Source organism: Blattabacterium cuenoti (assembly GCF_014252355.1).
GTDB lineage: Bacteria > Bacteroidota > Bacteroidia > Flavobacteriales > Blattabacteriaceae > Blattabacterium > Blattabacterium cuenoti_AD.
Genome location: NZ_CP059217.1, coordinates 201,998 through 227,208 on the forward strand (window position 1 = coordinate 201,998; position 25,211 = coordinate 227,208).

The window sequence follows — 25,211 nt, forward strand, 5'->3', positions numbered from 1 at the left end:
CTCAATCAAATGTATATAAAATGTATTTACAATGCACAACATTATAACAAATATAAAAAACTATTTTGAATATTTTTATTTTACTTATTTTTTACTAATTTCATTACATGAAAATTGTTACTTATAATATTAATGGAATTAGATCTGGAATAAATAAAGGATTATCTGATTGGATAAACGTATTTAATCCAGATATTGTATGTTTTCAAGAAATTAAAGCTTGTAAAGAACAAATTAATACTAATCTTTTTAAGAAATTTGGTTATTTTAATTATTGGTTTTCTTCATCAAAGAAAAAAGGATATAGTGGAGTAGGAATATTATCAAAACAAGAACCATATAATGTAAATTATGGATTAGGAATAAATGCTATAGATATAGAAGGCAGAGTAATACGTATAGATTTAAAAGACAAAATTTCTATAATTAACATTTACATTCCATCAGGGACATATCTGAAACAGAGACTTAATTTTAAATTATACTTTATGAGTAATTTTTTATTATATATTAAAAAGGTGAAACAACAATTGGGGTTAGAAAATATTATTATTTGTGGAGATTACAATATATGTCATAAAGAAATAGATATTTATGATCCAGAACATCATCACAATATTTCTGGCTTTTTACCACAAGAAAGGAAATGGATAAATAAATTATTAGATTTTGGATTTTTAGATAGTTTTAGAATTTTTGTAAAAACAGGAAATCATTATAGTTGGTGGAATTATCGATTTAATGCAAGACAAAAAAATCATGGATGGAGAATAGATTATATTATGATTAGTTATTCTTTAATTAAAAGAATAAACAATGCTTATTTTTTACCATATGTTAAATTTTCAGATCATTGTCCAATGGTCTTAGAACTAGATTATAATAAATAATAATGACCTGACTGGGATTCGAACCCAGGACCCTTACATTAAAAGTGTAATGCTCTACCAGCTGAGCTATCAGGTCAATAAAACAGAGCAAATATACTAAATTTTATTTCATGAAAATTACTTTAATTGGATATATGGCATGCGGAAAAACTACTATTGGAAACATGTTATCTAAAAAAATCAAATTAAATTTTTATGATTTGGATGACTTATTAATAAAAGAAATAGGATCTCCTATTGATAATATTTTTAAAACAAAAGGTGAAAAATTTTTTCGAAAAATGGAGCATATCATTCTAAAAAAATTTTTAAAGGATAAAAATAAACAATATGTTTTATCTGTTGGGGGGGGAACGCCATGTTATTATAATAATATTGATTTATTAAATAAATATTCTAAAACTTTTTATTTAAAAGAAAATATTTCTGTTTTATTTGATAGATTATATAAAAATAAAAAACATAGACCTTTAATATCTAATTTAAACAAAAAGGAATTATTGAATTTTTTAAATAACCATTTTTCAAAAAGAATTCATTTTTATGAGCAATCATTAACAAAAATTAATATACATGGAAAATCGAAATTAGAAATAGTTCAAAAAATAAACAATATTCTTTATAAAAATGCCCATTTTAAATGAAATTCACTTTGTGAAAAATATTCTTAAAAAAGAATTTTCTATTAAAAAAAAAAATAAAATATGTATCGCTGTTAGTGGAGGATTAGATAGTATGGTATTATTACATTTATTTATTAAAATTTCTAATATTTTATCTTTATCTATAGAAATAGCTCATTGTAATTTTTCTTTAAGAAAATCAGAATCTGATCAAGATGAACAATTTATCAAACATTTGTGTTATAAAAAAGATATTTTATGTCACATAAAAAAATTTAATATTTTAGAATATTCTAAAAAAAATAAATTATCTATTCAAATGTCTGCTAGAAAATTAAGATATAAATGGTTTGATAAATTAATTCAAGAAAAGTATTATGATTATTTAGCTTTAGGACATCATTTAAATGATTCTATAGAAACTTTTTTTATAAACTTAATAAGAGGAACTGGAATCAAAGGATTATTGGGTATTCCTAAAAAAAATAAAAAAATTATTCGTCCTCTTTATTCTTTTACTAAAGAGGAAATATTTAATTATGCAAAAAAAAATAAAATAATTTTTAGATACGATAGTAGCAATCAAGATCAAAAATATCTTAGAAATAAAATACGATTCATAATATCTTCTTTTTCTCCATCAATATATTATTATTTTTATAAAGGATTTAAAAAAAGTATTAATTTTCTTTATCAAGAAAATTATTTAATAGAACAAAATATATTGAAAATAAAAAAACAAATTACTTCAGAACAAAGAGAATATCCATTTATTTGGAAAATAAATTGCAATAAAGTACAACAGTTATCTTCTATTTATTTATTTAAATTATTTTTTCAATATGGATTTTCAATAAAAAATATAAAACAATTATGTTATGCTCAAACTGGAAAACAATTAATATCAAATCAATATCGTATTATTAAAAATAGAAAAGAATTAATATTAATTGAAAATGAATATTTTAATTTATGTAAAAATAAAATATATATAATTACAAATTTCAATGTATCCAATATATTACTTCCTATTAAAATACAATTTAATATTTATAGAGAAAAAATCATCAATATAGAAAAGATGATAACAACAAACAACATATTATTTATTGATTTTGATAAAATAGAACTACCATTAAAGTTAAGAACATGGAGAAAAGGCGATATATTTTATCCTTTAAATATGACAGGTAAAAAAAAATTAAGCAAGTATTATAAGGATAATAAACTGTCTTTATTAGACAAAGAAAAAACATGGTTATTAATTAATGGAAATAACAATATTATTTTAGTAGGAAATCGTTTAGATAATAGATTTAAAATTACTTTAAAAACGCAAAAAATATTAGGTATAATATTATAAGTAAAGTATATGTGTATTATATTTATTTAATAGAAATACATTTTATTGTATTATCAAATTATAATCATAAATATACTTATTAATTCACTATTTTATTCTATTTTCATTAGAGTGTATTGTTTAATATATAAAATAAATTATATGAATAATAATAATAATAATAATAATATAAAATATTCTTTTTATTCTATCAAACAGTCTATTACAAATAACATACAAATTGTAGCAGTCTCTAAAAATAGATCAATTGATTGTATAAATACTTTATATAAAATAGGACATAGAGATTTTGGAGAAAATTATGTTCAAGAAATGGTTTTAAAATATAATCAATTACCAAAAAATATACGTTGGCATATGATTGGTAAAATACAAACTAATAAATTAAAGTATATTAGTCCTTTTATTTATATGATTCATAGTGTTTATACACTTAAACAATTACATATTATTAATAATGAGGCTAAAAAACATAATAGAATAATAAAATGTTTATTACAAGTTAAAATATGTAATGATAAAACTAAATCAGGAATTTTAAATGATACAGAAATTTATCATATATTAGACTATCATAATAATAAAAAAATGAAATATGTAAAAATAATCGGATTAATGGGTATGTCAAGTCATTATGGAACCGATGATCAAATACAAAATGAATTTAATTTTTTAAAAAAAATATATAAAAAATGTAAATATAAATATAATCATTCAGTGCTTTCTATGGGAATGAGTAGAGATTATATAATAGCTATTAAGTGTGGGAGTAATATGATTAGATTAGGAACATCTATATTTGATAAATAAAATAATTATATAATTATTATCTTATAGATTTAATATATTCAGAAATACTAATTTCTAATTTATCTTTATTTATAGCCTGTATAAAAGAACTACCTATAATTCCTCCATTTGCATATTTACAGGCTAATTTAAATTCGTTTTTATTTTGAATTCCAAATCCAATTAATTTTGGTGTATTTTTTAAAATTTTTTTTATTCGTTTGAAAAAATTTATTTGTTGTTGTGATATAGTTATTTTCTTCCCTGTTATAGAATTAGACCCCACTATATATAAAAAACTATCAGTTAATTGATTTAATATTATAAGTCTTTTATTATTAGTTTCTGACGTAATCAAAAAAATCATAGATACAGAATATCGTTTAAATAAATTTTTATATTTTTTCAAAAAAACATTCACTGGTAAATCAGGGATAATTAATCCAGATATTCCATAAAATTTACAATTTTGTAAAAATAAATCTTCTCCATATTTATAAAATTGATTATAATATCCCATGATGATAATAGGAACATTGATATATTTTTTTATTTTATTTATTATTGAAAATAACAATGAAATATTCATTCCATTTTGTAATGCTATTTGATTACTTTTTTGAATTATTAATCCATCTGCTATAGGATCAGAATATGGAATTCCAATTTCAATTACATCTACCTTTACTTGTTGTAATGTTAGTAATATTTTTTCTACACTTTCAATTGTTGGATATCCTGCTGTAAAATATATACATAATATATTATTGTTTTTATTATTAAACAATTTATTTAATAGATTCATAATACGTTTTATTTTTTATAAATTTTTCGTAAATGTGTATATCTTTATCACCTCTTCCAGATAAGTTAATAATCACAATATCGTTCATGTTTAATGTAATTTTTTTCAAAATAGCTAAAGCATGAGCACTTTCTAATGCAGGAATAATTCCTTCCAATTTCATTAATTCACATCCAGCTAATAAAGCTTCTGTATCCGTAGCATGCAAAAAATTCACTCTCTTTTTAAAAAAAAGATTAGCATGCATTGGCCCTACTCCAGGATAATCTAATCCAGCAGATATAGAATACGCTGGTAGCACTTGCCCTTCTTTATCTTGTAAAACTAAAGTCATACTACCATGTAAAACTCCTTTAGTCCCTAAATTAATAGATGCTGCATTTTTATTAGTATTTATACCCATACCTGCCGCTTCTACTCCAATAAGAGTAATTAATTTATTATCCAAAAAATGATAAAAAGCACCTGCAGAATTACTCCCTCCACCTATACAAGCAATGACATAATTGGGTATTATATTATGTCCTTCTTGTGATTTTAATTGTATTTTAATTTCTTTACTAATAATAGATTGAAAATCTGCTACCATTTGAGGATATGGATGAGGACCTACTGTAGAGCCTATTAAATAATAACTTTCTGGATGATTTATCCAATATCGAATAGTTTCGTTGACTGCATCTTTTAAAGTTTGATCTCCGCTATATACTGGCACTATTTTAGCTCCTAATGCTTTCATTTTTAATACATTACTAGATTGACGATGAATATCTTTTGCGCCCATAAAAATGATGCATTCTAAATTCATAAAAGAACAAGTGGTTGCAGTAGCTACTCCATGTTGACCAGCTCCTGTTTCAGCTATAATTTGTTTTTTACCCATTTCTTTAGCTAATAAAGCTTGTCCTATAGTATTATTGATTTTATGGGATCCAGTATGATTTAAATCTTCTCTTTTTAAATATATTTTAGAATTATATTTCTTAGAATATGTTTTACAGAAAAATAATGGAGTTGGTCTACCTACATAATTAGTCAGTATATTGTCAAATAATTTTTGAAATTTTTTTGTCTTAATAGTCTTATTGTAATAATTTGTTAATTTATCTAAATTATTATAAAGCATTTCAGGGACATAAGATCCTCCAAAATCATTATAATATCCATATTTATCAGCAAAAAAATTCATTATTTATATTTTTTTATTTTTTTAACAAAATGTTTGATTAATGCACAATTTTTTTGACCTGGAAATTCTTCAAATCCACTATTAATATCAATTCCAAACATTTTTGGATGTGAATGAAAAATATTTGTAATTTGCATTATATCTTGCATTATAATACCTCCACTTAAAAAAAAATATGTACATAAATCATAATCATATAATTTATTCCAAACAAATTTTTTGCCACTACCTCCATAATATTTCGTTTTTGTATCAAATAAAAAATAATTACATAATGATACATAATCTTTAGTTTTTTTAAAACTAAAAGAATTATTGATATGAAATACTTTGATTAAAGTCATATTATTTTTTGCAAGTTTTTCACACAATATTGGACTTTCATCCCCATGTAATTGAATAATATCTAATTTATGTTCTTTACTTTTGTTTAAAATTGTTTGTTCATTTTCATTTACAAAAACACCAACTTTAAGTTTATTTATTTGTGGTAAAAACAAATTCAAATTATATCCTATAAATCTTGGAGATCTAGGATAAAAAATAAAACCCATAAAATCAATCTCCAATTTAGAAATTTCTAAAATATTATATTTTAATCCACATACTTTTATTTTTAACATTTTTTATATTTATTTTTTTGCAATTCAATTTCTAATTTTGTAATCAAATTTTTACAACTAAGTCCTGGATTTTTTGTTTTCATAAAACTAGTCCCTATCAAAAATCCTTTAAATCCTTGATTTTTTAATTTTAAAATATCATTTGTATTATTTATTCCACTTTCTGCTATAAAAGAACATTTTTTTGGTAATTTCTTAGATAATTGAATCATTTTATCATAACTATTTATTTCAAATGTTTTTAAATTTCGTTTATTAATACCAATAATATCATAATCTAAATCTATAAATTTTTCTATATCAATCTCATCAAAAATTTCTATTATTGTTTCTAATCCAATATCCTTGGTTAAGGATAAAAAATTTTTAATTTCTGTTTTAGAAAGAATATTTGCAATTAATAATATTACATCGGCCCCTATATATTTCGATTCTATAATTTGATATTCATCAATAATAAAATCTTTTCTTAATAATGGTACGTTCACTAATTTTCTAGATGTTATTAAATCTTGAGTTTTACCATAAAAATTATAATCTGTCAATATAGAAATAGCAATAGATCCAGATTTTTCATAATCTTGTACAATTTTTTCTAACTTTGCCTTTTTATTTATTATTCCTAATGATGGTGACCCTCTTTTAAATTCTGAAATAATTCCAGTGGCACTATTTTCTATTTTATCGTATAAAGAAATTAATTTTTTTTTAAAAAACAATCCTTTTTCTAGTATATTAATAGAACAACAAGATTGTTTTTTATATATTTCTTGTTTTTTCTTAAAAAGAATTTGGTCTAAAATGTTCATATATTTAGAAATTTTTTAAGAATTGTATTAGCTTTTCCACTTTCTAATGTTTGTTTAGCTCTTTCATAATTATTTTGTATACTATCTGAATTTATTAAACTCAATGCAAATGATGCATTCCATAACACAACTTTAGTTTGTGCAATAGTACCTTCCCCAGATAAAATTTTTAAAAAAATTTTTTTATTTTCTTCAGAATTTTTGCCTCCTGTTAATTCAATCGGATTAATTTTATTGATACCTAATTCTTCTAAAGTATAAATACGTTCTTCTTTAGAAGTATAACATTTAATATCGCTAGTTAATGTTATTTCATCATAACCATCTAAACTATGAATTATTGAAAAATTTATATTTTTATCTTGATACAAATATGCATATAGTCTTGCTGATTCTAAATCACTAACTCCTAACAATTGATTTTTTGGATTTCCTGGATTTAATAAAGGAGATAAAATATTAAATAAAGTTCTAAATCCAAATTGTTTTCTTACATAAGAAACAACTTTTAATATTGGATGAAATATTGGTGCATGTAAATAACAAAATCCAGTTAATTCTAGTTGTTTTTTTAATGTATTTTCATTATTAGTAAACTGATATCCTAAAGTTTTTAAAATATTAGAGGATCCATGTTTAGAAGAAAAACCAAAATTGCCATGTTTAATTACTTTTTCTCCAGATGCTGCAACGATAAAAGAAGTCAATGTAGATATATTAAAAGTATTTTTTCCATCTCCACCAGTTCCTACTATATCAACTGCATTAAACTCATTTAAATTAATTTTTAGACACAAATCCATTAATGCCTCTATAAATCCATTAAGTTCTTCTAAAGTTGGTTTCCTGCAATTATACATAATTGCTATAGAAATAGCTTGTATTGGATTAATTTGACCATTTGATAATGCCAAAAATATTTTTTTTGCTTCTTGTTTAGTCAAATTTTTTGATTCTAAAAAGAAAGATTTAAGTAATTCATGCATTATTATCTTCATTATTATTGATAGTCAACCAATTTTTTATTATTTGTTCTCCATCTGGAGTTAAAATAGATTCTGGATGAAATTGCACTCCACGTACATCATATAATTTATGACGTAAAGCCATAATTTCTCCTTTATTTCCAATAGCTGTAATTTTTAATTCTTGAGGAAATTCTTTTTCAGAAATAATCCAAGAATGATATCTACCAACCCTAATAGTTTTTGGTATATTTTGAAACAAAATTTCTTTACTATCTATTATAGTAATATTACTAGATATTCCATGATAAACTTTTTTAGTATTAATTAAAGTTGCTCCAAATACTTCTCCAATAGCCTGTTGGCCTAAACAAATTCCTAAAATGCTTTTAGTTGAAGCATATTTTTTTATTAATGGTTTTAAAATATTAGCTTCATCGGGAATACCTGGACCTGGAGAAAGAATAATTTTGTAATATGAATTTATTTCTGATAATTTTATTTCATTATTTCTAAATACATATATAGGTTCTGTTGTTAATTTTTTGATAATATAAACTAAATTATATGTAAAAGAATCATAATTATCCAATATTAATATTTTTTTATTTTTATACATTATCTATAATTAGTATTTTCTATAATTATTTATATATGTAGCTAATTTAATTGCTTGAAATAAAGCCATTAATTTATTTTTAACTTCTTCTAATTCTTTTTGTTCTACTGAATCTGAAACAATACCAGCACCAGCTTGAAAAAATAATACATTATTTTTACTTATAAAAGAACGTATTATTATAGCTGTATTTAGATATGAATTATTTAATCCAAAAAATCCAATTGCTCCACCATATATTCCTCTATTTTGATTTTCTATTTGATCAATAAGTTCCATAGCTTTATATTTGGGGGCTCCAGACAGAGTTCCAGCTGGAAAAGTATCTCCAAGGATTTTGATTATAGAAATATGTTTCTCTAATTTTCCAGAGACTTTGGATATAATATGAAATACATGTGAAAATTCTTGTATTTTTTTAAATTGATCTACTTTTACATTATAAGAATGTTTACTTAAATCATTTCTGGCTAAATCTACTAACATTATATGTTCTGAATTTTCTTTAGGATCATTTAATAATTCTATTTTTAATTTATTATTTTGACTATCATTTTTTAATCTTTTAATAGTTCCAGCTATAGGATAAATATAGGCATATCTTTCATCAATAATTAATTGTGTTTCTGGAGAAGTTCCAAATACTTTATAATTGCCATAATCAAAATAAAATGAATATGGAGATGGATTAATAAATCGAATCGCTCTATATACATTAAATTCATCTCCTTTAAATTGTTGTTGAAATTGTCTAGATAATACAATTTGAAAAACATCTCCACGTAAACAAGATTTTATTCCTTGAGATACCATATCTTGGTATTCTTGATCAGTTACATTAGATGTACAAGATTCTGCTGCAGTTTTAAACGTAAAATGTGAAACAATTTTTTTATTCAAAATTTTGATCAATTGATCATTTGATGTTTTCTTTAAATTTGTAAATTCATGTTCTATCAAAAACATTTCATTATAAAATGAATAAAAAATAATCAAATTTCCATAAAAAGTAAATCTTGCTTTTGGTAAATCATAATAATTATTAGTAATTTTTTGCTTAAATTTTATATTTTCAAAATATTGAATACTATCATAAGATATATAACCATAAAATCCAGAATAATTATGTGATAGTATAAAATTTGAAAAATATGAAGATGAATTTTTATTGTAATCGTGAAATGAATTTTGATGAAATGTGTTAAAAAATTCATCAATTAAAATAGGTAAATCTAATGTTTTTTTTAAAAAAATCTGTTTATTAACTCCATTGGGATATAATATTCTGACTATATTATCTTCTAAAATAAATTCAGAAATTGGATTAATACAAAAAATAGACGATACTATATTCGGTTGTTCAGTGATTTCTAATAATGAAGTTTTCGGAAAAATATCTCTTAATTTAAGATATAATTCTATAGGAGTAGTACTATCATAAAAAATTCTTTTTTGTATAGTGTCAAAGTTAAACTTAAACATAATTACTCACATCATTCTGTAATAAAAAATATAATGAAGAAAAAACAATATAATGATTTTTTATATAATTCAATAATTCATTATTTTCAATTAAACATATAATTTTATAATAGATTATAACAACAACTATTTTTTTTATGAAAGAAATTATAAAATATAGCAAAAATCATGAATGGATTAAATTAATAGAACAAGAATCATTATATGCTTATATTGGTATAAGTTTATTTGCACAAAAAGAATTAGGAGATATAATTTATTTAGATATCGATAAAAAAATTATTTCAGATCAAAATATAAAAGCAGGAGAAATTTTTGGATCCATAGAAGCAGTAAAAACTGTATCTGATCTTTTTATGCCAGTATCTGGAAAAATTATTGATATTAATAATAATGTCTTATTATCTCCTGATTTAGTAAATAAAGATCCTTATAATAAGGGATGGATACTTAAAATTAAAATATTGGATATAAAAGAATATAATAAATTAATGTCTTTAGAAGAATATAAACAATATATTAATAAGTAAATAAATGTATTATAATCACAACAATAATCAAGATTTTAATTATTTAGATGATGAAAAAATAAAAAAACAAATTATTGATTTTAAAGAGGGAAATATTACTGCAATTCGTTTTTTTATTCCTTCTATTAAATGTATATCTTGTATTTTATACTTGGAAAATTTATCTAATATTCATAAATATATTTTAAAATCAACTGTTACTTTTACAAGTAAACAATTAAGTGTAATATTTTATAACGATAAATTCCAACTCAGTGAGTTAGCTAGATTTCTAAAAAACATTGGTTATCCACCTTATATTCAAATTAATAATAAAATACAATATAATCAACATAAAATTGATAGACAACTAATAGCGAAACTAGCTATTAGTTTTTTTTGTTTTGGAAATATTATGTTATTATCGATTCCAGAATATTTAGGTGCAAGTATAGAAGATGCATGGTTTGTATGTAATAGAAATGTTTTTCGTTATGTTATATTTTGTCTTTCTATTCCTATAATTATATTATCTATTTTTGATCATATTAAATACGCTTTTTTAGGATTAAAAAATCATTTAATCAATATAGATTTGCCTATTAGTATTGGAATATTAACATTGTTTTTATGGAGTTTTTATGAAATATTGTTTGATATAGGATATGGATATTTTGATAGTCTTGCTGGTTTTTATTTTTTTTTATTAATTAGTAAAATTATCCAAATTAATACTCATAAAAAAATTTTCTTATTTAAAGATTATAAACAATATTATCCAATATATGTGTCTAAAATTAATCAACATGGAGAAGAAGAAAAAATTATACTTTATGAGTTAAAGATCAAAGATATAATTATTATTAGAAATGAAGAAATTATTCCAGCTGATTCGATTTTAGTAAAAGGAATAGCTCTTTTAGATAATAGTTTTATTACAGGAGAATCATATATAATTAAAAAAAAAATAGGAGATCGTATTTATGCCGGATCTAAACAAAAAGGAAGTTCTATTTTTGTAAAAGTTATAAAACATATAGATCAAAGTTATATAAGTTTATTATGGAATAAACAAGTAAAATCTAATAATTTATTATATATAAATTCTATATCTAATAAATTAATACAATATTTTACTCCATTTATTTTACTTATTTCCATTATGACAGGAATTTACTGGTTTTGTATAGATTCATCCAAAATTTTACAAACTACTATTTCAGTATTAATTGTTGCTTGTCCTTGTGGAATATCTCTTTCTGCTCCATTTATATTTGGAAATATGATTAATTTTTTATCTAAAAAAGGTTTTTATATAAAAGATATTTGTATAATGGAAAAATTATCCACAATTAATACTTTGATTTTTGATAAAACTGGAACTATAACAGATTTAAATAAAAAAAATATTTTTTTTATTGGAAACAAATTATCATTTCAAGACAAACTCATTATTTCTTCTTTACTTATCCATTCTCATCATCCTTTAAGTCAAATGATATTAACAGAATTATCTATAAAAAATATTAAAAAGTATTATTCAGTTTCTTATTTTAAAGAAATCATAGGAATGGGAATAAGAGGATTAATTAATAACAAAATATTTGTAAAAATTGGGTCTCCAAAATTTTTAAATTTATCAATGAATAATCATCAAGGTTCTACTGTATGTATTTCTATAGATAGTAATATAATTGGTTATTTTGTAATTAAAAATAATTATAGACAAGGAATTAAACAACTTTTTAAAAAATTAACAAATTATGATATTATTATATTATCTGGTGATAACAATCAATTAGAAAAAAAATATTTACAATCTATTTTACCAAAAAAAATTAAAATTTATTTTAATCAAACTCCAGAAGATAAATTAAAATATATTACTAATACTCAAAAAATTGGAAAAATAGTTATGATGATTGGAGATGGAATTAATGATTCTGCAGCTTTGAAAAAAAGTGATATAGGTTTAGCTTTATCAGAAAAAATTACTAATTTTTTTCCTAACTGTGATGCTTTCATTAAATCTAATTATTTAAGATATCTTCCTCTATTTTTACAATTATCAAAAATATCTGTTAAATTGGTCGGTTGTAATTTATTAATAAGTTTATTTTATAATTTATTAGGATTTATTTTTGCAATAACAGGAAAATTAACTCCTTTTATATCAGCTATTTTAATGCCTTGTAGTTCTTTTTCAGTTATATTATTTTCTTTAATTTCAACTTGGATAATTTCAAAAAAATTTATATAATCAAATGGGTATCTTAATTATCATGATATTTGCCAGTATTTTATTTAGTATTTTATTTCTTATAATATTTTTAATTAGTCTTTATTCAGGACAATTTGACGATTGTGAATCTCCACGAATAAGAATATTAATAAATGATAGAAAAATACATAAAAACAAATAAAGTATTATTATGAAATTTAAAACATATTATTATAATAATATAATTGTAAAAGCATTTTTATATGCTACTATATTTTGGGGATTTATTGGGTTATTAGCAGGATTATTTATTGCCTTATTATTAATTATGCCAACAATTCCGGAAGTTTTGTTAGGGAATAAATTACAACATTCTCAAGGAGTAATGGGTTTTGGCCGTTGGAGAATGCTACATACTACAACAGCTATATTTGCTTTTATTGGTAATGTTATTTTTACTGGATCTTATTATTCGATACAAAGATTATTAAAAACTAGAATTTATAGCGATTATCTGAGTTGGATACATTTTTTTGGATGGCAAATTTTTATTTTGTCATCTTGGGTAACTTTTTTATTAGGAATTAATACTAGTAAAGAATATTCTGAACATGAATGGCCAATCGATATATTAATTTTTATTATTTGGTTGGTGTATGGTATTAATATGATTGGTACTATTTTTAATAGAAAAATTAAACATTTATATGTTAGTATATGGTTTTTTTTAGGAACTTGGGTAGCTGTTGCTATGTTACATGTTTTTAATAATCTTGAATTACCTATTGAATTATTATCTTTTAAAAGTTATTCTATATATGCAGGAGTTCAAGATGCATTAATGCAGTGGTGGTATGGGCACAATGCTGTAGCATTTATATTAACTACTCCAATATTAGGATTAATGTATTATTTTGTTCCTAAAGCGTCTAATCAACCTGTTTTTTCTTATAAATTATCTATTATACATTTTTGGTCTTTAATATTTATATATATATGGGCAGGACCACATCATCTTATGTATACTTCATTACCAAATTGGGCACAAATGTTAGGAACTATTTTTTCTATTATGTTAATTGCACCTTCTTGGGGAGGAATGTTAAATGGATTATTGACTTTAAAAGGAGATTGGGCTAAAGTTAAAAAAGATCCTATTTTAAAATTTTTTTTGGTAGGCATTGTATGTTATGGAATGGCGACTTTTGAAGGTCCAATGTTAGCTACTAAAACATTAAATTCTATTGCGCATTTTACAGATTGGATAATTGCTCATGTTCATTTAGGAACATTAGGATGGAATGGATTTATGGCTTTTGGAATGATTTATTGGTTAACGAAACAATTATGGGGTAGTAATCAATTGTATTCCAAGAAATTAATAAATTTACATTTTATATTTGGATTAATAGGATTAATATTATACATTTTTCCTCTTTATTTGGGATCTATTTTGCAAGCTAATATGTGGAAATCATTTAATCCTGATGGAACGTTAACATATAAAAAATTTTTAGATACTGTATTATATATTTTACCTTTTTATAAAGCAAGATTGATAGGTGGAGTAATTTATATTTTAGGTTTTATTATGATGTTATATAATATATATAAAACTATTCAAAAAGGAAAATTTATCAACAATGAATCTTTTCAAGTAATTGATTCATATAAAGTAAATTATAATGAAACATTTCATGGAAAATTGGAAACACAACCTATACAATTTACTATTATTTCTTTTATAGCAGTTGCTATAGGAGGAATAATAGAAATTATTCCATCTTTAGTTATAAAATCAAATATTCCTACTATTAACAATATCAAGCCTTATACAGCTTTAGAATTAGAAGGTAGAGATTTATTCGTAAGAGAAGGTTGTAATTCTTGTCATAGTGCTCAAGTTCGACCATTTAGAGATGAAGTAGTTCGTTATGGAGAATATTCAAAAGCTGGAGAATTTATTTATGATCATCCTTTTCTTTGGGGATCTAAACGTACAGGTCCAGATTTAGCTAGAGAAGGAGGTAAAAATCCAAATTCGTGGCATTTTAATCATCTAAATAATCCTCGGTCTACTTCACCTGGTTCTATTATGCCAAGATATCCTTGGCTAGTATATAATAAATTAAATAGGTCGAATACAAAGAAAAAACTTCAAGCAATGATTAAACTTGGAGTACCGTATACTTCAGATAGTATAAAAAATTTTAATCACAATATGGATATACAAGCAAACAAAATTGTTTTTGATATTTATAAGGAAAATCCAAAATTAAAAATGGAAATGGACATTCAAAAAAAAATATATAAAAATAAATTTATTCCTTTAGAACAAAGAGAAGTCATTGCTATTATATCTTATCTTCAAAGATTAGGTATTGATATTAAAATAAATAAATAATTATGAATAAATAATGATAACATTTTATAAAAAAATTATTTTTTCTGAAAAATATATTGGCATATTTCAATCCATTATGTTAATTATATTTTTGATATGTTTTTTTTTTATTTTGTTTTTTACCTGTTTCAAATCTAAAAAATATTATGAAAAAATAAAATCTTTGCCTTTAGAATAAATTTATTATAATAAATTTCAATGTATATGAGAAGAACGAAAGTCCCTTTTTTTATTATTATTCCTATTATTTTATCAATTATTATTTTTATATTTTATATTATTCTAGGAATAGAAAATAGAACTTTAATATATCATCCAATATCTATACTATTTTTTTTTGTTATAATTATATTATTATTTGTATTAGATTTTATCAATGAATTAATTTATAGAAAACAATTAAAATCATTAACTGAAAGAGAAAAACAAAATATACTTGATGAAAATGAAGGAAATTACTTTTATAGATTATATAAATTTTTTATTTATCCAACAAAGATTGAAAATGTAAAAAAAATTAATCATGGATTTGATGATATTATAGAATTGGATAATAAATTACCAATATGGTGGGTTCATCTATTTATTGTAACAATTGTAATTTCTGTAATTTATTTGTGTGCTGATTTATTTACTGATTTTTCTAATCCATACAAAGAATATAAAATAGCACATAAACAGCAATTAAAAGACATCGAAATATTTGAAAAAAATATGCCACAAATAACTATTAAAAATGCTGCATTTAATAATAATTTAATTAATAGTGGAAAAGCTCTTTTTCAAGAAAATTGTGCTACTTGTCATAATAATGATGGTAGTGGAAATATTGGTCCAAATTTAACAGATGATTATTGGATAAATATAATAGAAAAAGACCTTTTCAAAAATATATTTTCTATTGTATGGAATGGGAGTCAAAATAATCCTACTATGAGAGCATTTGGAAAAACTGGAGAATTAAAAGGTAATGATATTCAAAAAATATCTAGTTATGTATATTTTATAAATACAAATAAAAATAATATTAGTAGTCGTAATAGTGGAAAATCTCCAGAAGGTAAAAAAATTATTAATTGGAATCGTGTTTAAAACATTACAAATGATTGTTTATATTTTTATTCATTTGAATTATTTATGAAAATTAAATTCAATTTAGAAATAATAATTATATCATCTTTATCTCTTTTTATTTGTTTTATTATTTATATAACATTTTTTTTTCCTCATAAAGAAAGTGAACTTATATCCAATAGATATTATGAAGAAGAAATGCGGTATCAAGAAATTATAAATGAAAAACAAAATTTATTGTTTCTTTCAGGTAATATTAAAATACTAATGTATACTTCTGGTATATATATAATTTTTCCAAAAATTAAAAATAATATCTTTGGAACTTATACTTTATTACGTTATTCATCTAAAAACATGGATGTTAAACACAATTTTGAAATTGTTTGTAACAAAAAAAAAACAATATTTATTCCATGTAATATTTTGAAAAAAGGAAATTATAAATTAATGATTAGATGGACATCTAATAAAACAAAATATTTTTTTGAAAAAGATATATTTTGGAATGAATAATATATTTTGATTCATTTTCACAATTATTATTCCTTATGTTATGGAAAAAAAAATAAAAAATCTTAGAGATGAAGCTTTAAATTATCATAGTAAATTTCCAACTGGAAAAATACAAATATCTCCTACTAAAAATTATAGAAGTCAAAGAGATTTATCTTTAGCTTATTCTCCAGGAGTAGCAGAACCATGTAAAGAAATTTATCGATCTTATAATAGAGTATATAAATATACTTCTAAAGGTAATTTAGTAGCAGTTATTACTAATGGATCAGCAGTCTTAGGTCTTGGGAATATAGGAGCTTTAGCCTCAAAACCAGTAATGGAAGGTAAAGCCCTTTTATTTAAAATTTTTTCAGGTATAGATGTATTTGATATAGAAATTAATGAATCTGATCCCAATAAATTTATTGAAATAGTTAAAGCTATAGCTCCAACTTTTGGAGGAATTAATTTAGAAGATATTAAATCTCCAGAAGCTTTTGAAATAGAAAAAAGATTAAAATTTGAATTAGATATTCCAGTTATGCATGATGATCAACATGGAACTGCTATTATTTCTGGGGCTGCTTTACTTAATGCTTTAAATTATGTAAAAAAAAATATTACAAAAATTAAAATGATAGTCAATGGAGCAGGATCTGCAGCTATTTCTTGTACAAGATTATATAAACAATTAGGAGTTAAACCAGAAAATATTATGATGTTTGATAGCAAGGGATTACTACATATTTCAAGAAAGGATTTAACTAAAGAAAAAAAAGAATTTGCTGTAAATACTAAATTACAAAATTTATCTGAAGCTATTAAACATTCTGATGTATTTATTGGGTTATCTATAGGAGGAGTATTGACTACAAAAATGTTAAAAAGTATGTCAAAAAATCCTATAGTATTTGCTATGGCTAATCCAGATCCTGAAATTGATTATAATTTAGCAATAGAAGCTAGATCTGATGTTATTATAGCCACAGGAAGAAGTGATTATCCTAATCAAGTCAATAACGTATTAGGATTTCCATATATTTTTCGAGGAGCACTCGATGTTAGAGCAACTATTATAAATGACGAAATGAAATTAGCAGCTGTTTATGCTATAGCATCTTTGGCTAAAGAACCAGTTCCAGAACAAGTAAATATCATTTATAATAAAAAGAATATTTCATTTGGAAAAGATTATATAATTCCAAAACCTTTTGATAATCGTTTAATTACTCGAGTAGCTCCTGCTGTAGCTAAAGCAGCTATGGATAGTGGAGTTGCAAGAACTCCAATTATAAATTGGAATGAATATAGAGAAATATTATTAGATAGAATGGAATATGAGAATAAACTTATTAGAATGATTCAAAAAAGAGCTCAATCTAATCCAAAAAAAATCGTGTTTTGCAATGGAGAAGAATATAATATTTTAAAATCTATTCAAATATTACAAGAAAAAGGAATAATATTAAATTCAACAATTGTTTTAGGAAATAAAAATAAAATTAAAACATTAATTCATAAACATAATCTAAAAATAAATCCTATTATTTTTGATCCTAAAAAAAATGATCAAAAAGTCAAAGATTATGTTGAAATTTTTTTAAAAAAAAATATCATTCAATCTAATGCATATAATATTCTACAAAATAGTGATTATTTTGGGGCAATGTTGGTTGATCAAGGAGAAGCAGATATTGTAATTACTGGATATTCTAATCCATTTTTATCTAGTTTAGAACCAATGTTAAAAATAATTGGTACAAATAATTTATGTAAAAAAACTGCTGGATTGATAATTTTATTAACTAAAAATGGACCTATATTTTTAGCAGATATTGCAGTTATCAAAAATCCTACTAAAATAGAATTAGCTAGAATTGCTATTATGACAGCTCAAGTAGTAAAATATTTTGATATAGAACCATGTATAGCAATATTATCTTTTAATAATTTTTTATATAAAACAAATAAAATATCTCAAACTGTAGAGTTTTTACATAAAAAATATCCAAATTTAGTAGTTATAAATAGAGAATTACAGACAAATTTATCGTTCAATAATAATATAGTTGATAATAATTTAACATGTTCTAAAATAGTTAATAATAAGGAAAATATTTTTATTTTTCCTAATATTGAATCAGGAAATTTAACCTATAAATTTTTCATTGGATTAGAAAAAATAAAAACAATTGGTCCAGTTTTATTAGGAATGAAAAAACCAGTATATATTATGCACATGAAATCTAATATAGAAGAAATAGTAAATCTTTCTACTTTTTCAGTGATTGATGCACAAATTAGATCTTTATAATAAATTAAAAATTAATTTTTTTGAAAATAAAATTGTTTTTAAAAATTGATTGAACTTTTGCATAAAAAATAGGAGAAATGAAATCAGAAGTATAAAAAATAATATGATTATTATTTATAGGAAAAGGATTTAATAAATTTTGATTATATAATCTTGTTATGATTTCTTGAACTACTATTTTCTGTATTTCAATAATGCGAATATTTGTTTGAAATATATTTTGTATTGCATTTGTTAAAAACAGATAATGTGTACAAGCTAGTAATAATATATCTATATTTTTTATAAATGAATTAAAATTATCATAAATGATAGAATTTAACTCATGTTTTTTGATCCCATTTTCAATAAAATTAGCTAACAATGGCATAGATTTTGTACTAATAGTTAAATTAGGAAAATTTTTTTTCATTTTATTTTGATAATATTGTGATTTGATTGTTGCATGTGTTGCACAAATGCCAATTTTGTTATATGAAAAAAATATTCTATTTTTTACTACTGGATCTATAACATTAAATAATATTAGTTTTTTACAAAATTTTTCTTGTATATGATCCAAAGCATTAGATACAATTGAATTACATGCTATTACTATAGCTTTACATTGATGTTTAAATAAAAAAGACACTATTCTCATAGAATAATCACGAATAAAATGTTTAGATTTATTTCCATAAGGCATATTTTTTGTATCTCCAAAATAAAATAATCTTTCATTAGGCATATAATTGATAATTTCTTTAGCAATAACAAGACCCCCAATTCCAGAATCCAATATTCCAATAGGTAAATAATATTTCATATTTTTATTACATGTGAATAATCTATTTATGTTGTAATATCAACATCAATATTAATTATATTAATTAATATTAAGACAACGATGATATATAATTTTTTAATTTATTTTTTAATCTAGATGCTTTATTAACATGTATAATATTTTTTTTTACTAATTTATCTATCATAGAAATAACGTTTGAATATTTAGTTTTATTTTTTAACAATTTTTTAATAGCTGTTTTTGTACTTTTATATATATATTTATTTCTAATACGTCTAGTTTTATTTTGTCTAAGTCTTTTTAAAGATCCCATAATAAAAATAATATTTTATAGCCCATAGGGGAATCGAACCCCTCTTTTCAGGATGAAAACCTGATGTCCTAACCAATAGACGAATGGGCCAAAATGTAAATTTAATTTTTTTATATTTAATATCAAATATATAATTGATTCAATGTTAATATATTATTAAATTGATTGAATTACAAATCCTAATTTATATAAATCTTTCCAAAATAAAGGATATGACTTTTCTACTACATTGGATTTTAATATATTAATTGGAAAAAATAAACTAAATGCAGAAAATGCCATTGCCATTCTATGATCTTGATACGTATTTACTTGATAATCCTTATTGTTTGAAATAGAAAAAAAATCTAATATTTCTAAACTAGAATTTGTAATATTAATTTTAATACCAAATTTATATAACTCATGTTTTAACGCTTGTAATCTATCTGTTTCTTTAATTTTAAGAGTTTCTAATCCATTTAATAAACATTTTATTCTTAAACAAGAACAAGTAACAGCAATTGTTTGTGCTATATCTGGTGTTTTATTCAAATCTAAATGAATAAATTTAGGTAAAACAAAATTAATAGATGATTTTTGTAACATTATTGTTTTTTTACTAAAAATTGTTGATATTCCAAAATATTTTTTATATATATAACATACTTCTTTATCTCCTTGAATACTATCTTTAGTATAAGATTTTAAAGTTAATTTTACGTTTTTTGATAAAGCAGCCATAGAATAATAATAAGATGCAGAACTCCAATCAGATTCAATATAAAAATATTTTATTATTTGTTTTTTACCTGGATAAATTTGAATAAAATTACTATTCCATAATATTTTAATACCTATTTGATTTAATAAATGAAAAGTCATATTAATATATGGAATAGATGTAATTTTATCTTTTAAAATAATTTTTAAGCCATTATCAAATTTACTTGCAATTAACATAAGAGCACTAATATATTGACTACTTATAGTTGCATTCACCTCTATTTCTCCTCCTAATATTTTTTTTCCAAATATTTTAATTGGAGGATATCCAATTTTTTCTAAATAAGTAATTTTAGCTCCAAGTTTATTTAATGCGTTTACTAATATATATATGGGTCTTTCTTTCATTCTTTTTGATCCCGTTAAAATCACTTCTCTTTTATCTATAATAGATAAGTAAGATGTTAAAAATCGCATAGCAGTTCCAGCATGATTAATATCTAATATATTAGAAGAACTTAATAAACTATTTTCTAATAATTTTGTGTCTTCACAATTAGATAAATTTTTAATATAAATATCATTTGGATATATAGCTTTCAAAATTAATAAACGATTAGAAATACTTTTAGATCCACTAATTATAATATCTCCTGATAAATTATTATTTTCTTTTTTAATTTGAATATTGCAAGCAGAATACATAATATTTGATTTAATATGATGATAAGTGGAATTTATTTTTTAACTAATTTTTTTTCAATTATCATTTTTACATGATGTATAACTGCTTCTTTATCTAAATGATATTTTTTTAAAAGTTCCATTGGTTTTCCACTTTCTCCAAATGTATCGTTTACAGCAATTATACTTTGTATAGTAGTATTATTTTGATGATTGGTCATAATAATTCTAGAAATACTTTCGCCTAACCCCCCCCAATAATTATGTTCTTCTGCAGTCACAATGCATTTTGTTTTTCTTATAGAATTAAGAATAGTTTGTTGATCTAAAGGTTTAATTGTATGTACATTTATTATTTCACAACTAATGTTCATAGTCTTGTCTAATATTTTTGCGGCTTCCAAACATTCCCACACTAAATGTCCTGTACATACAATAGTGATATCTTTTCCTTCTTTTAAAATTAAAGCTTTTCCAATTTGAAATGGTTGATTGATATTAGTAAAATTCGCTACTGCTGGTCTTCCAAAACGTAAATATACAGGGCCTATATGTTTTGATATAGCTATAGTTGCAGCATAAGTTTGATTATAATCACAAGTATTAATAACCGTCATACCAGGTAACATTTTCATCATTCCAATATCTTCTAAACTTTGATGTGTTGCACCGTCTTCTCCTAAAGTTAATCCAGAATGTGAAGCACATATTTTAACATTTTTTTTAGAATATGCAATAGATTGACGAATTTGATCATATACACGAGATGTTGCAAAATTCGCAAATGTACCTGTAAAAGGAATATAATCTCCAATACTTAATCCAGCAGCAATGCCAATCATATTTGCTTCTGCTATACCTATTTGAAAAAATCGATTAGGAAATTTTTTAGCAAATGTTTTCATTGATAAAGAACTAGTTAAATCTGCACATAATGCAACTATTTTATTATTATTTTGACCTAAAAATACTAACGCTTTTCCAAATCCAGCTCTAGTTTCTTTGAATCCTTGATTTTCATACTGTATTTGCATATATATAACAATTAATTAATTGATTATTGATTTTTTTTAATAAAAGTGTAGTATTATATTATTGGATAATCTCCTAATGTTTCAGGAATTTGATTTAGTGCTTTTTTTAATTCTTCTTTATTTACTGGTTTTCCATGCCATATATTATTGCCAACCATAAAATCAACTCCATATCCCATTTTAGTATGAAGGATAATTAAAATAGGAAATCTTTTGTTAGTTTGATATTTAGCTTGTTTTAAAATATTAATAACTTTTTCAATATTATTACCTTCATATTCTTCTAACACTATCCAATCAAATGACTCAAATTTTTTTTTTAAATTTCCTAAAGGCAGTACATCATCAGTTGTTCCATCTATTTGTTGGCCATTATAATCTATCGTAGCTATATAATTATCTATTTTTTTAGATCCTGCATATAAAATAGATTCCCACATTTGTCCTTCATTTAATTCTCCATCTCCATGTAAACTATAAACAAGTTTATTATCATTTTTATCTAATTTTTTAGATAATGCAGCTCCAATAGCCACTGACATTCCTTGACCTAAGGATCCTGAAGATATTCTAATTCCTGGAAGGCCATCATGACTAGATGGATGCCCTTGTAAACGAGAATTTAATTTTCTAAAAGTAGCAAGTTCTTGAATAGAAAAAAATCCTGAACGAGCTAATACACTATAATATACTGGAGAAATATGTCCATTAGATAAAAAAAATAAATCTTCATTATGACCACTCATTGTAAACTTTTTTGAATTAAAAAACATTATTTCATGATACAATGCTACTAAATATTCTGTGCATCCTAATGCCCCACCTGGATGTCCAGAATTTGCATCATTAACCATACGTAATATATCTCTTCTTACTTGAGAACATAGATCCGTCAAATAATGTTTTTTTTTAGCATTTATATACATACTACTACTACTTTAATAAGTAAATTTTTAATAACAAAAATAATAAATTATATAATATAAAAATGATATTTTATTATAATGTTGAAGCATATGATTATGTTGAAGCAACAAACTAATAGCAAAAAAAATAAAGTCAGTATAAAAAATTATTTATTTGCAAAATTATAAATCATGAATTATATTTTTCAATTATATATAGATGATATGATAAATAAAAAAGCTAAATTTTATTATTACTTATTAGAAGAATACATAGCTGGAATTAAACTTTTTGGAGCAGAAGTTAAATCTATCAGAAAAAATAAAGTAAATATCACAGATAGTTTTTGTAAAATTATAAATCATGAATTATATTCTATTAATATATATATAGAAAAATATCAAACTAGTAATCAAAATACATATCAATATGAAAATAATAGAAAAAGAAAATTATTGTTAACTAAGCATGAACTAAATAGAATACAAAAAAAACTAAAAAATTCAGAATTAACTATAATTCCTTTTAAATTATTTTTTAGTAAAACAGGATATGCAAAATTAAAAATTTTTATAGCAAAAGGAAAAAAAATATATGATAAACGTGAAATTATTAAAAAAAGAGATTGGCTTAGAAAAAAAATATAATAATATTTTTAATAATTTGAAATAATATATTATATATTTTATATTTGTTTGTTAAATTTTTAAGAAAATTATTTTATGAAAAACAGAACATGTTTTTTTATTTTATGGATATTTTTATTTTGTTCATTTAATAATAGAATTTATTCTCAATCTCAATCTTTTAATAAAAATACAAGATCTCACAATAAATGGGTTATTCAACTTGGAGTAGATGATTTAAATTATCCACCCATTAATTCTCCATTTAAAAAATTTTTTATAAAAAGTAATAATAATCTTTTATTACCTTTTCATAATATCAAATTAGTAAAACAAATTACAAAACAAGTAGATCTATATCTAGATTCTTCGTTTGGAATAACAGAAAATAATAAGTGGAATACTAGCGATGGTCATTTTTATAAAATTATTCCTGGAATTAATTATCATATATATAAAAATGCACGACTTGACCCATATTTAAAATTAGGAATAGGTTACCATTTTTTTAATTATGATAATCATCAATTAATTATTTCTAAACAAAAAACATTTCTTGAAAATAAAAATAATTTTATATTATTAGATGGTGGTATTGGTATGAATTTTTGGATATTACCAAATATAGGATTAAATATACAAAGTGAATATAATCATGTATTTTCAAATACTAAACCAGTTGTAAAAGATTATTTAAATTTTTGGAGACATTCTGCAGGAATTGTGTATAATTTTAATATAGCATCTTCTAATAATAATAAAAATCAACATACAAATGATACATCTTTTAAAATTTTTAATAAAAATAAAAAAGATGTTAAACAAGATTTAGATAAAACAGATATAGATAAAACAAAAACAGATATAGATAAAACAAAAACAGATATAGATAAAACAAAAACAGATATAGATAAAACAAAAACAGATATAGATAAAACAAAAACAGATATATATACAGAATTAGAAAAAAAAAAGCTAA

At 22.3% G+C, this 25,211-nt stretch carries 24 protein-coding genes, 2 tRNA genes and 1 pseudogene; 13 read left to right on the top strand and 14 right to left on the bottom strand.

Annotation, left to right across the window (positions count from 1 at the left end):
• Positions 1-107: 107 nt before the first annotated feature.
• The gene (locus H0H38_RS00960) at positions 108-890 is read left to right on the top strand and encodes an exodeoxyribonuclease III (RefSeq protein ID WP_185872909.1); all 783 of its coding nucleotides are present in this window, start codon (positions 108-110) and stop codon (positions 888-890) included.
• 3 nt (positions 891-893) lie between these two features.
• On the opposite strand, the gene H0H38_RS00965 is transcribed toward H0H38_RS00960, so the two are convergent.
• Positions 894-966, bottom strand: a tRNA-Lys gene (locus tag H0H38_RS00965).
• A 34-nt stretch (positions 967-1,000) separates the two neighbouring features.
• Here H0H38_RS00965 and H0H38_RS00970 point away from each other — a divergent pair.
• The 3 genes from H0H38_RS00970 to H0H38_RS00980 all read left to right on the top strand — a co-directional run bounded on the left by H0H38_RS00970 (position 1,001) and on the right by H0H38_RS00980 (position 3,686).
• Positions 1,001-1,534, top strand: coding sequence for a shikimate kinase (locus H0H38_RS00970; protein ID WP_185872910.1), 534 nt, complete (start codon positions 1,001-1,003; stop codon positions 1,532-1,534).
• Positions 1,518-2,876, top strand: coding sequence for a tRNA lysidine(34) synthetase TilS (gene tilS / locus H0H38_RS00975; protein ID WP_185872911.1), 1,359 nt, complete (start codon positions 1,518-1,520; stop codon positions 2,874-2,876). The genes H0H38_RS00970 and tilS overlap by 17 nt, the downstream gene beginning before the upstream one ends.
• 141 nt (positions 2,877-3,017) lie before the next feature.
• Positions 3,018-3,686, top strand: a complete 669-nt coding sequence (locus tag H0H38_RS00980; RefSeq protein WP_185872912.1) for a YggS family pyridoxal phosphate-dependent enzyme — start codon at positions 3,018-3,020, stop codon at positions 3,684-3,686.
• Between the two features lie 16 nt (positions 3,687-3,702).
• Here the strand turns inward: H0H38_RS00980 and trpA are convergent, their stop codons facing one another.
• Genes trpA through H0H38_RS01015 form a run of 7 tightly spaced genes read right to left on the bottom strand, consistent with a single transcriptional unit; the run spans position 3,703 to position 10,157 of the window.
• A complete protein-coding gene (trpA, locus tag H0H38_RS00985; protein ID WP_185872913.1) occupies positions 3,703-4,470 on the bottom strand; it encodes a tryptophan synthase subunit alpha in 768 nt (255 codons plus the stop codon).
• Positions 4,454-5,659, bottom strand: coding sequence for a tryptophan synthase subunit beta (gene trpB / locus H0H38_RS00990; RefSeq protein WP_185872914.1), 1,206 nt, complete (start codon positions 5,657-5,659; stop codon positions 4,454-4,456). The genes trpA and trpB overlap by 17 nt, the downstream gene beginning before the upstream one ends.
• Positions 5,659-6,282: a phosphoribosylanthranilate isomerase gene (gene trpF / locus H0H38_RS00995; protein WP_185872915.1), complete on the bottom strand. Its 624-nt coding sequence runs from the start codon at positions 6,280-6,282 to the stop codon at positions 5,659-5,661. The genes trpB and trpF overlap by 1 nt, the downstream gene beginning before the upstream one ends.
• Positions 6,276-7,091, bottom strand: a complete 816-nt coding sequence (locus tag H0H38_RS01000) for an indole-3-glycerol phosphate synthase TrpC (protein WP_185872916.1) — start codon at positions 7,089-7,091, stop codon at positions 6,276-6,278. The genes trpF and H0H38_RS01000 overlap by 7 nt, the downstream gene beginning before the upstream one ends.
• Positions 7,088-8,089: an anthranilate phosphoribosyltransferase gene (gene trpD, locus H0H38_RS01005; RefSeq protein ID WP_317168655.1), complete on the bottom strand. Its 1,002-nt coding sequence runs from the start codon at positions 8,087-8,089 to the stop codon at positions 7,088-7,090. The genes H0H38_RS01000 and trpD overlap by 4 nt, the downstream gene beginning before the upstream one ends.
• Complete coding sequence (locus H0H38_RS01010) at positions 8,070-8,675, bottom strand: anthranilate synthase component II (RefSeq protein ID WP_185872917.1); 606 nt, start codon at positions 8,673-8,675, stop codon at positions 8,070-8,072. Before H0H38_RS01010 ends, trpD begins: the two co-directional genes overlap by 20 nt.
• A gap of 9 nt (positions 8,676-8,684) precedes the next feature.
• Entirely contained in the window at positions 8,685-10,157 is a 1,473-nt protein-coding gene (locus tag H0H38_RS01015; RefSeq protein ID WP_185872918.1) for an anthranilate synthase component I family protein, read from the bottom strand.
• A 137-nt stretch (positions 10,158-10,294) separates the two neighbouring features.
• Here H0H38_RS01015 and gcvH point away from each other — a divergent pair, with 137 nt between their 5' ends.
• The 7 genes from gcvH to H0H38_RS01050 all read left to right on the top strand — a co-directional run bounded on the left by gcvH (position 10,295) and on the right by H0H38_RS01050 (position 19,177).
• The gene (gene gcvH / locus H0H38_RS01020) at positions 10,295-10,687 is read left to right on the top strand and encodes a glycine cleavage system protein GcvH (RefSeq protein WP_185872919.1); all 393 of its coding nucleotides are present in this window, start codon (positions 10,295-10,297) and stop codon (positions 10,685-10,687) included.
• Between the two features lie 4 nt (positions 10,688-10,691).
• Positions 10,692-12,926, top strand: a complete 2,235-nt coding sequence (locus tag H0H38_RS01025) for a heavy metal translocating P-type ATPase (RefSeq protein ID WP_185872920.1) — start codon at positions 10,692-10,694, stop codon at positions 12,924-12,926.
• Positions 12,927-12,948: 22 nt separating this feature from the next.
• The gene (ccoS, locus tag H0H38_RS01030; RefSeq protein ID WP_238785433.1) at positions 12,949-13,089 is read left to right on the top strand and encodes a cbb3-type cytochrome oxidase assembly protein CcoS; all 141 of its coding nucleotides are present in this window, start codon (positions 12,949-12,951) and stop codon (positions 13,087-13,089) included.
• A gap of 9 nt (positions 13,090-13,098) precedes the next feature.
• A complete protein-coding gene (gene ccoN, locus H0H38_RS01035; RefSeq protein WP_185872922.1) occupies positions 13,099-15,291 on the top strand; it encodes a cytochrome-c oxidase, cbb3-type subunit I in 2,193 nt (730 codons plus the stop codon).
• Between the two features lie 204 nt (positions 15,292-15,495).
• Positions 15,496-16,383, top strand: coding sequence for a cbb3-type cytochrome c oxidase N-terminal domain-containing protein (locus H0H38_RS01040; RefSeq protein WP_185872923.1), 888 nt, complete (start codon positions 15,496-15,498; stop codon positions 16,381-16,383).
• A gap of 45 nt (positions 16,384-16,428) precedes the next feature.
• Complete coding sequence (locus tag H0H38_RS01045; RefSeq protein ID WP_185872924.1) at positions 16,429-16,881, top strand: cytochrome C oxidase Cbb3; 453 nt, start codon at positions 16,429-16,431, stop codon at positions 16,879-16,881.
• Positions 16,882-16,921: 40 nt separating this feature from the next.
• Positions 16,922-19,177, top strand: coding sequence for an NADP-dependent malic enzyme (locus H0H38_RS01050; RefSeq protein ID WP_185872925.1), 2,256 nt, complete (start codon positions 16,922-16,924; stop codon positions 19,175-19,177).
• A 4-nt stretch (positions 19,178-19,181) separates the two neighbouring features.
• On the opposite strand, the gene murI is transcribed toward H0H38_RS01050, so the two are convergent.
• From murI to H0H38_RS01080, 6 genes are all read right to left on the bottom strand, one after another.
• On the bottom strand, positions 19,182-19,982 hold the full coding sequence (murI, locus tag H0H38_RS01055; RefSeq protein ID WP_185872926.1) for a glutamate racemase: 801 nt from the start codon (positions 19,980-19,982) through the stop codon (positions 19,182-19,184).
• Between the two features lie 70 nt (positions 19,983-20,052).
• Entirely contained in the window at positions 20,053-20,277 is a 225-nt protein-coding gene (gene rpsT / locus H0H38_RS01060; protein ID WP_185872927.1) for a 30S ribosomal protein S20, read from the bottom strand.
• An 18-nt stretch (positions 20,278-20,295) separates the two neighbouring features.
• Positions 20,296-20,367, bottom strand: a tRNA-Glu gene (locus H0H38_RS01065).
• Positions 20,368-20,433: 66 nt separating this feature from the next.
• Positions 20,434-21,687, bottom strand: a complete 1,254-nt coding sequence (locus H0H38_RS01070; protein ID WP_185872928.1) for a 3-phosphoshikimate 1-carboxyvinyltransferase — start codon at positions 21,685-21,687, stop codon at positions 20,434-20,436.
• Between the two features lie 32 nt (positions 21,688-21,719).
• Complete coding sequence (locus H0H38_RS01075; protein WP_185872929.1) at positions 21,720-22,700, bottom strand: transketolase family protein; 981 nt, start codon at positions 22,698-22,700, stop codon at positions 21,720-21,722.
• A gap of 53 nt (positions 22,701-22,753) precedes the next feature.
• Positions 22,754-23,626 (bottom strand): transketolase, encoded by an 873-nt coding sequence (locus H0H38_RS01080; protein WP_185872930.1) that lies wholly within the window; start codon positions 23,624-23,626, stop codon positions 22,754-22,756.
• A gap of 171 nt (positions 23,627-23,797) precedes the next feature.
• Here H0H38_RS01080 and smpB point away from each other — a divergent pair, with 171 nt between their 5' ends.
• Positions 23,798-24,253, top strand: a complete 456-nt coding sequence (gene smpB, locus H0H38_RS01085) for an SsrA-binding protein SmpB (protein ID WP_185872931.1) — start codon at positions 23,798-23,800, stop codon at positions 24,251-24,253.
• A 75-nt stretch (positions 24,254-24,328) separates the two neighbouring features.
• Positions 24,329-25,211: pseudogene (locus H0H38_RS01090) on the top strand (hypothetical protein); the annotation flags it as partial.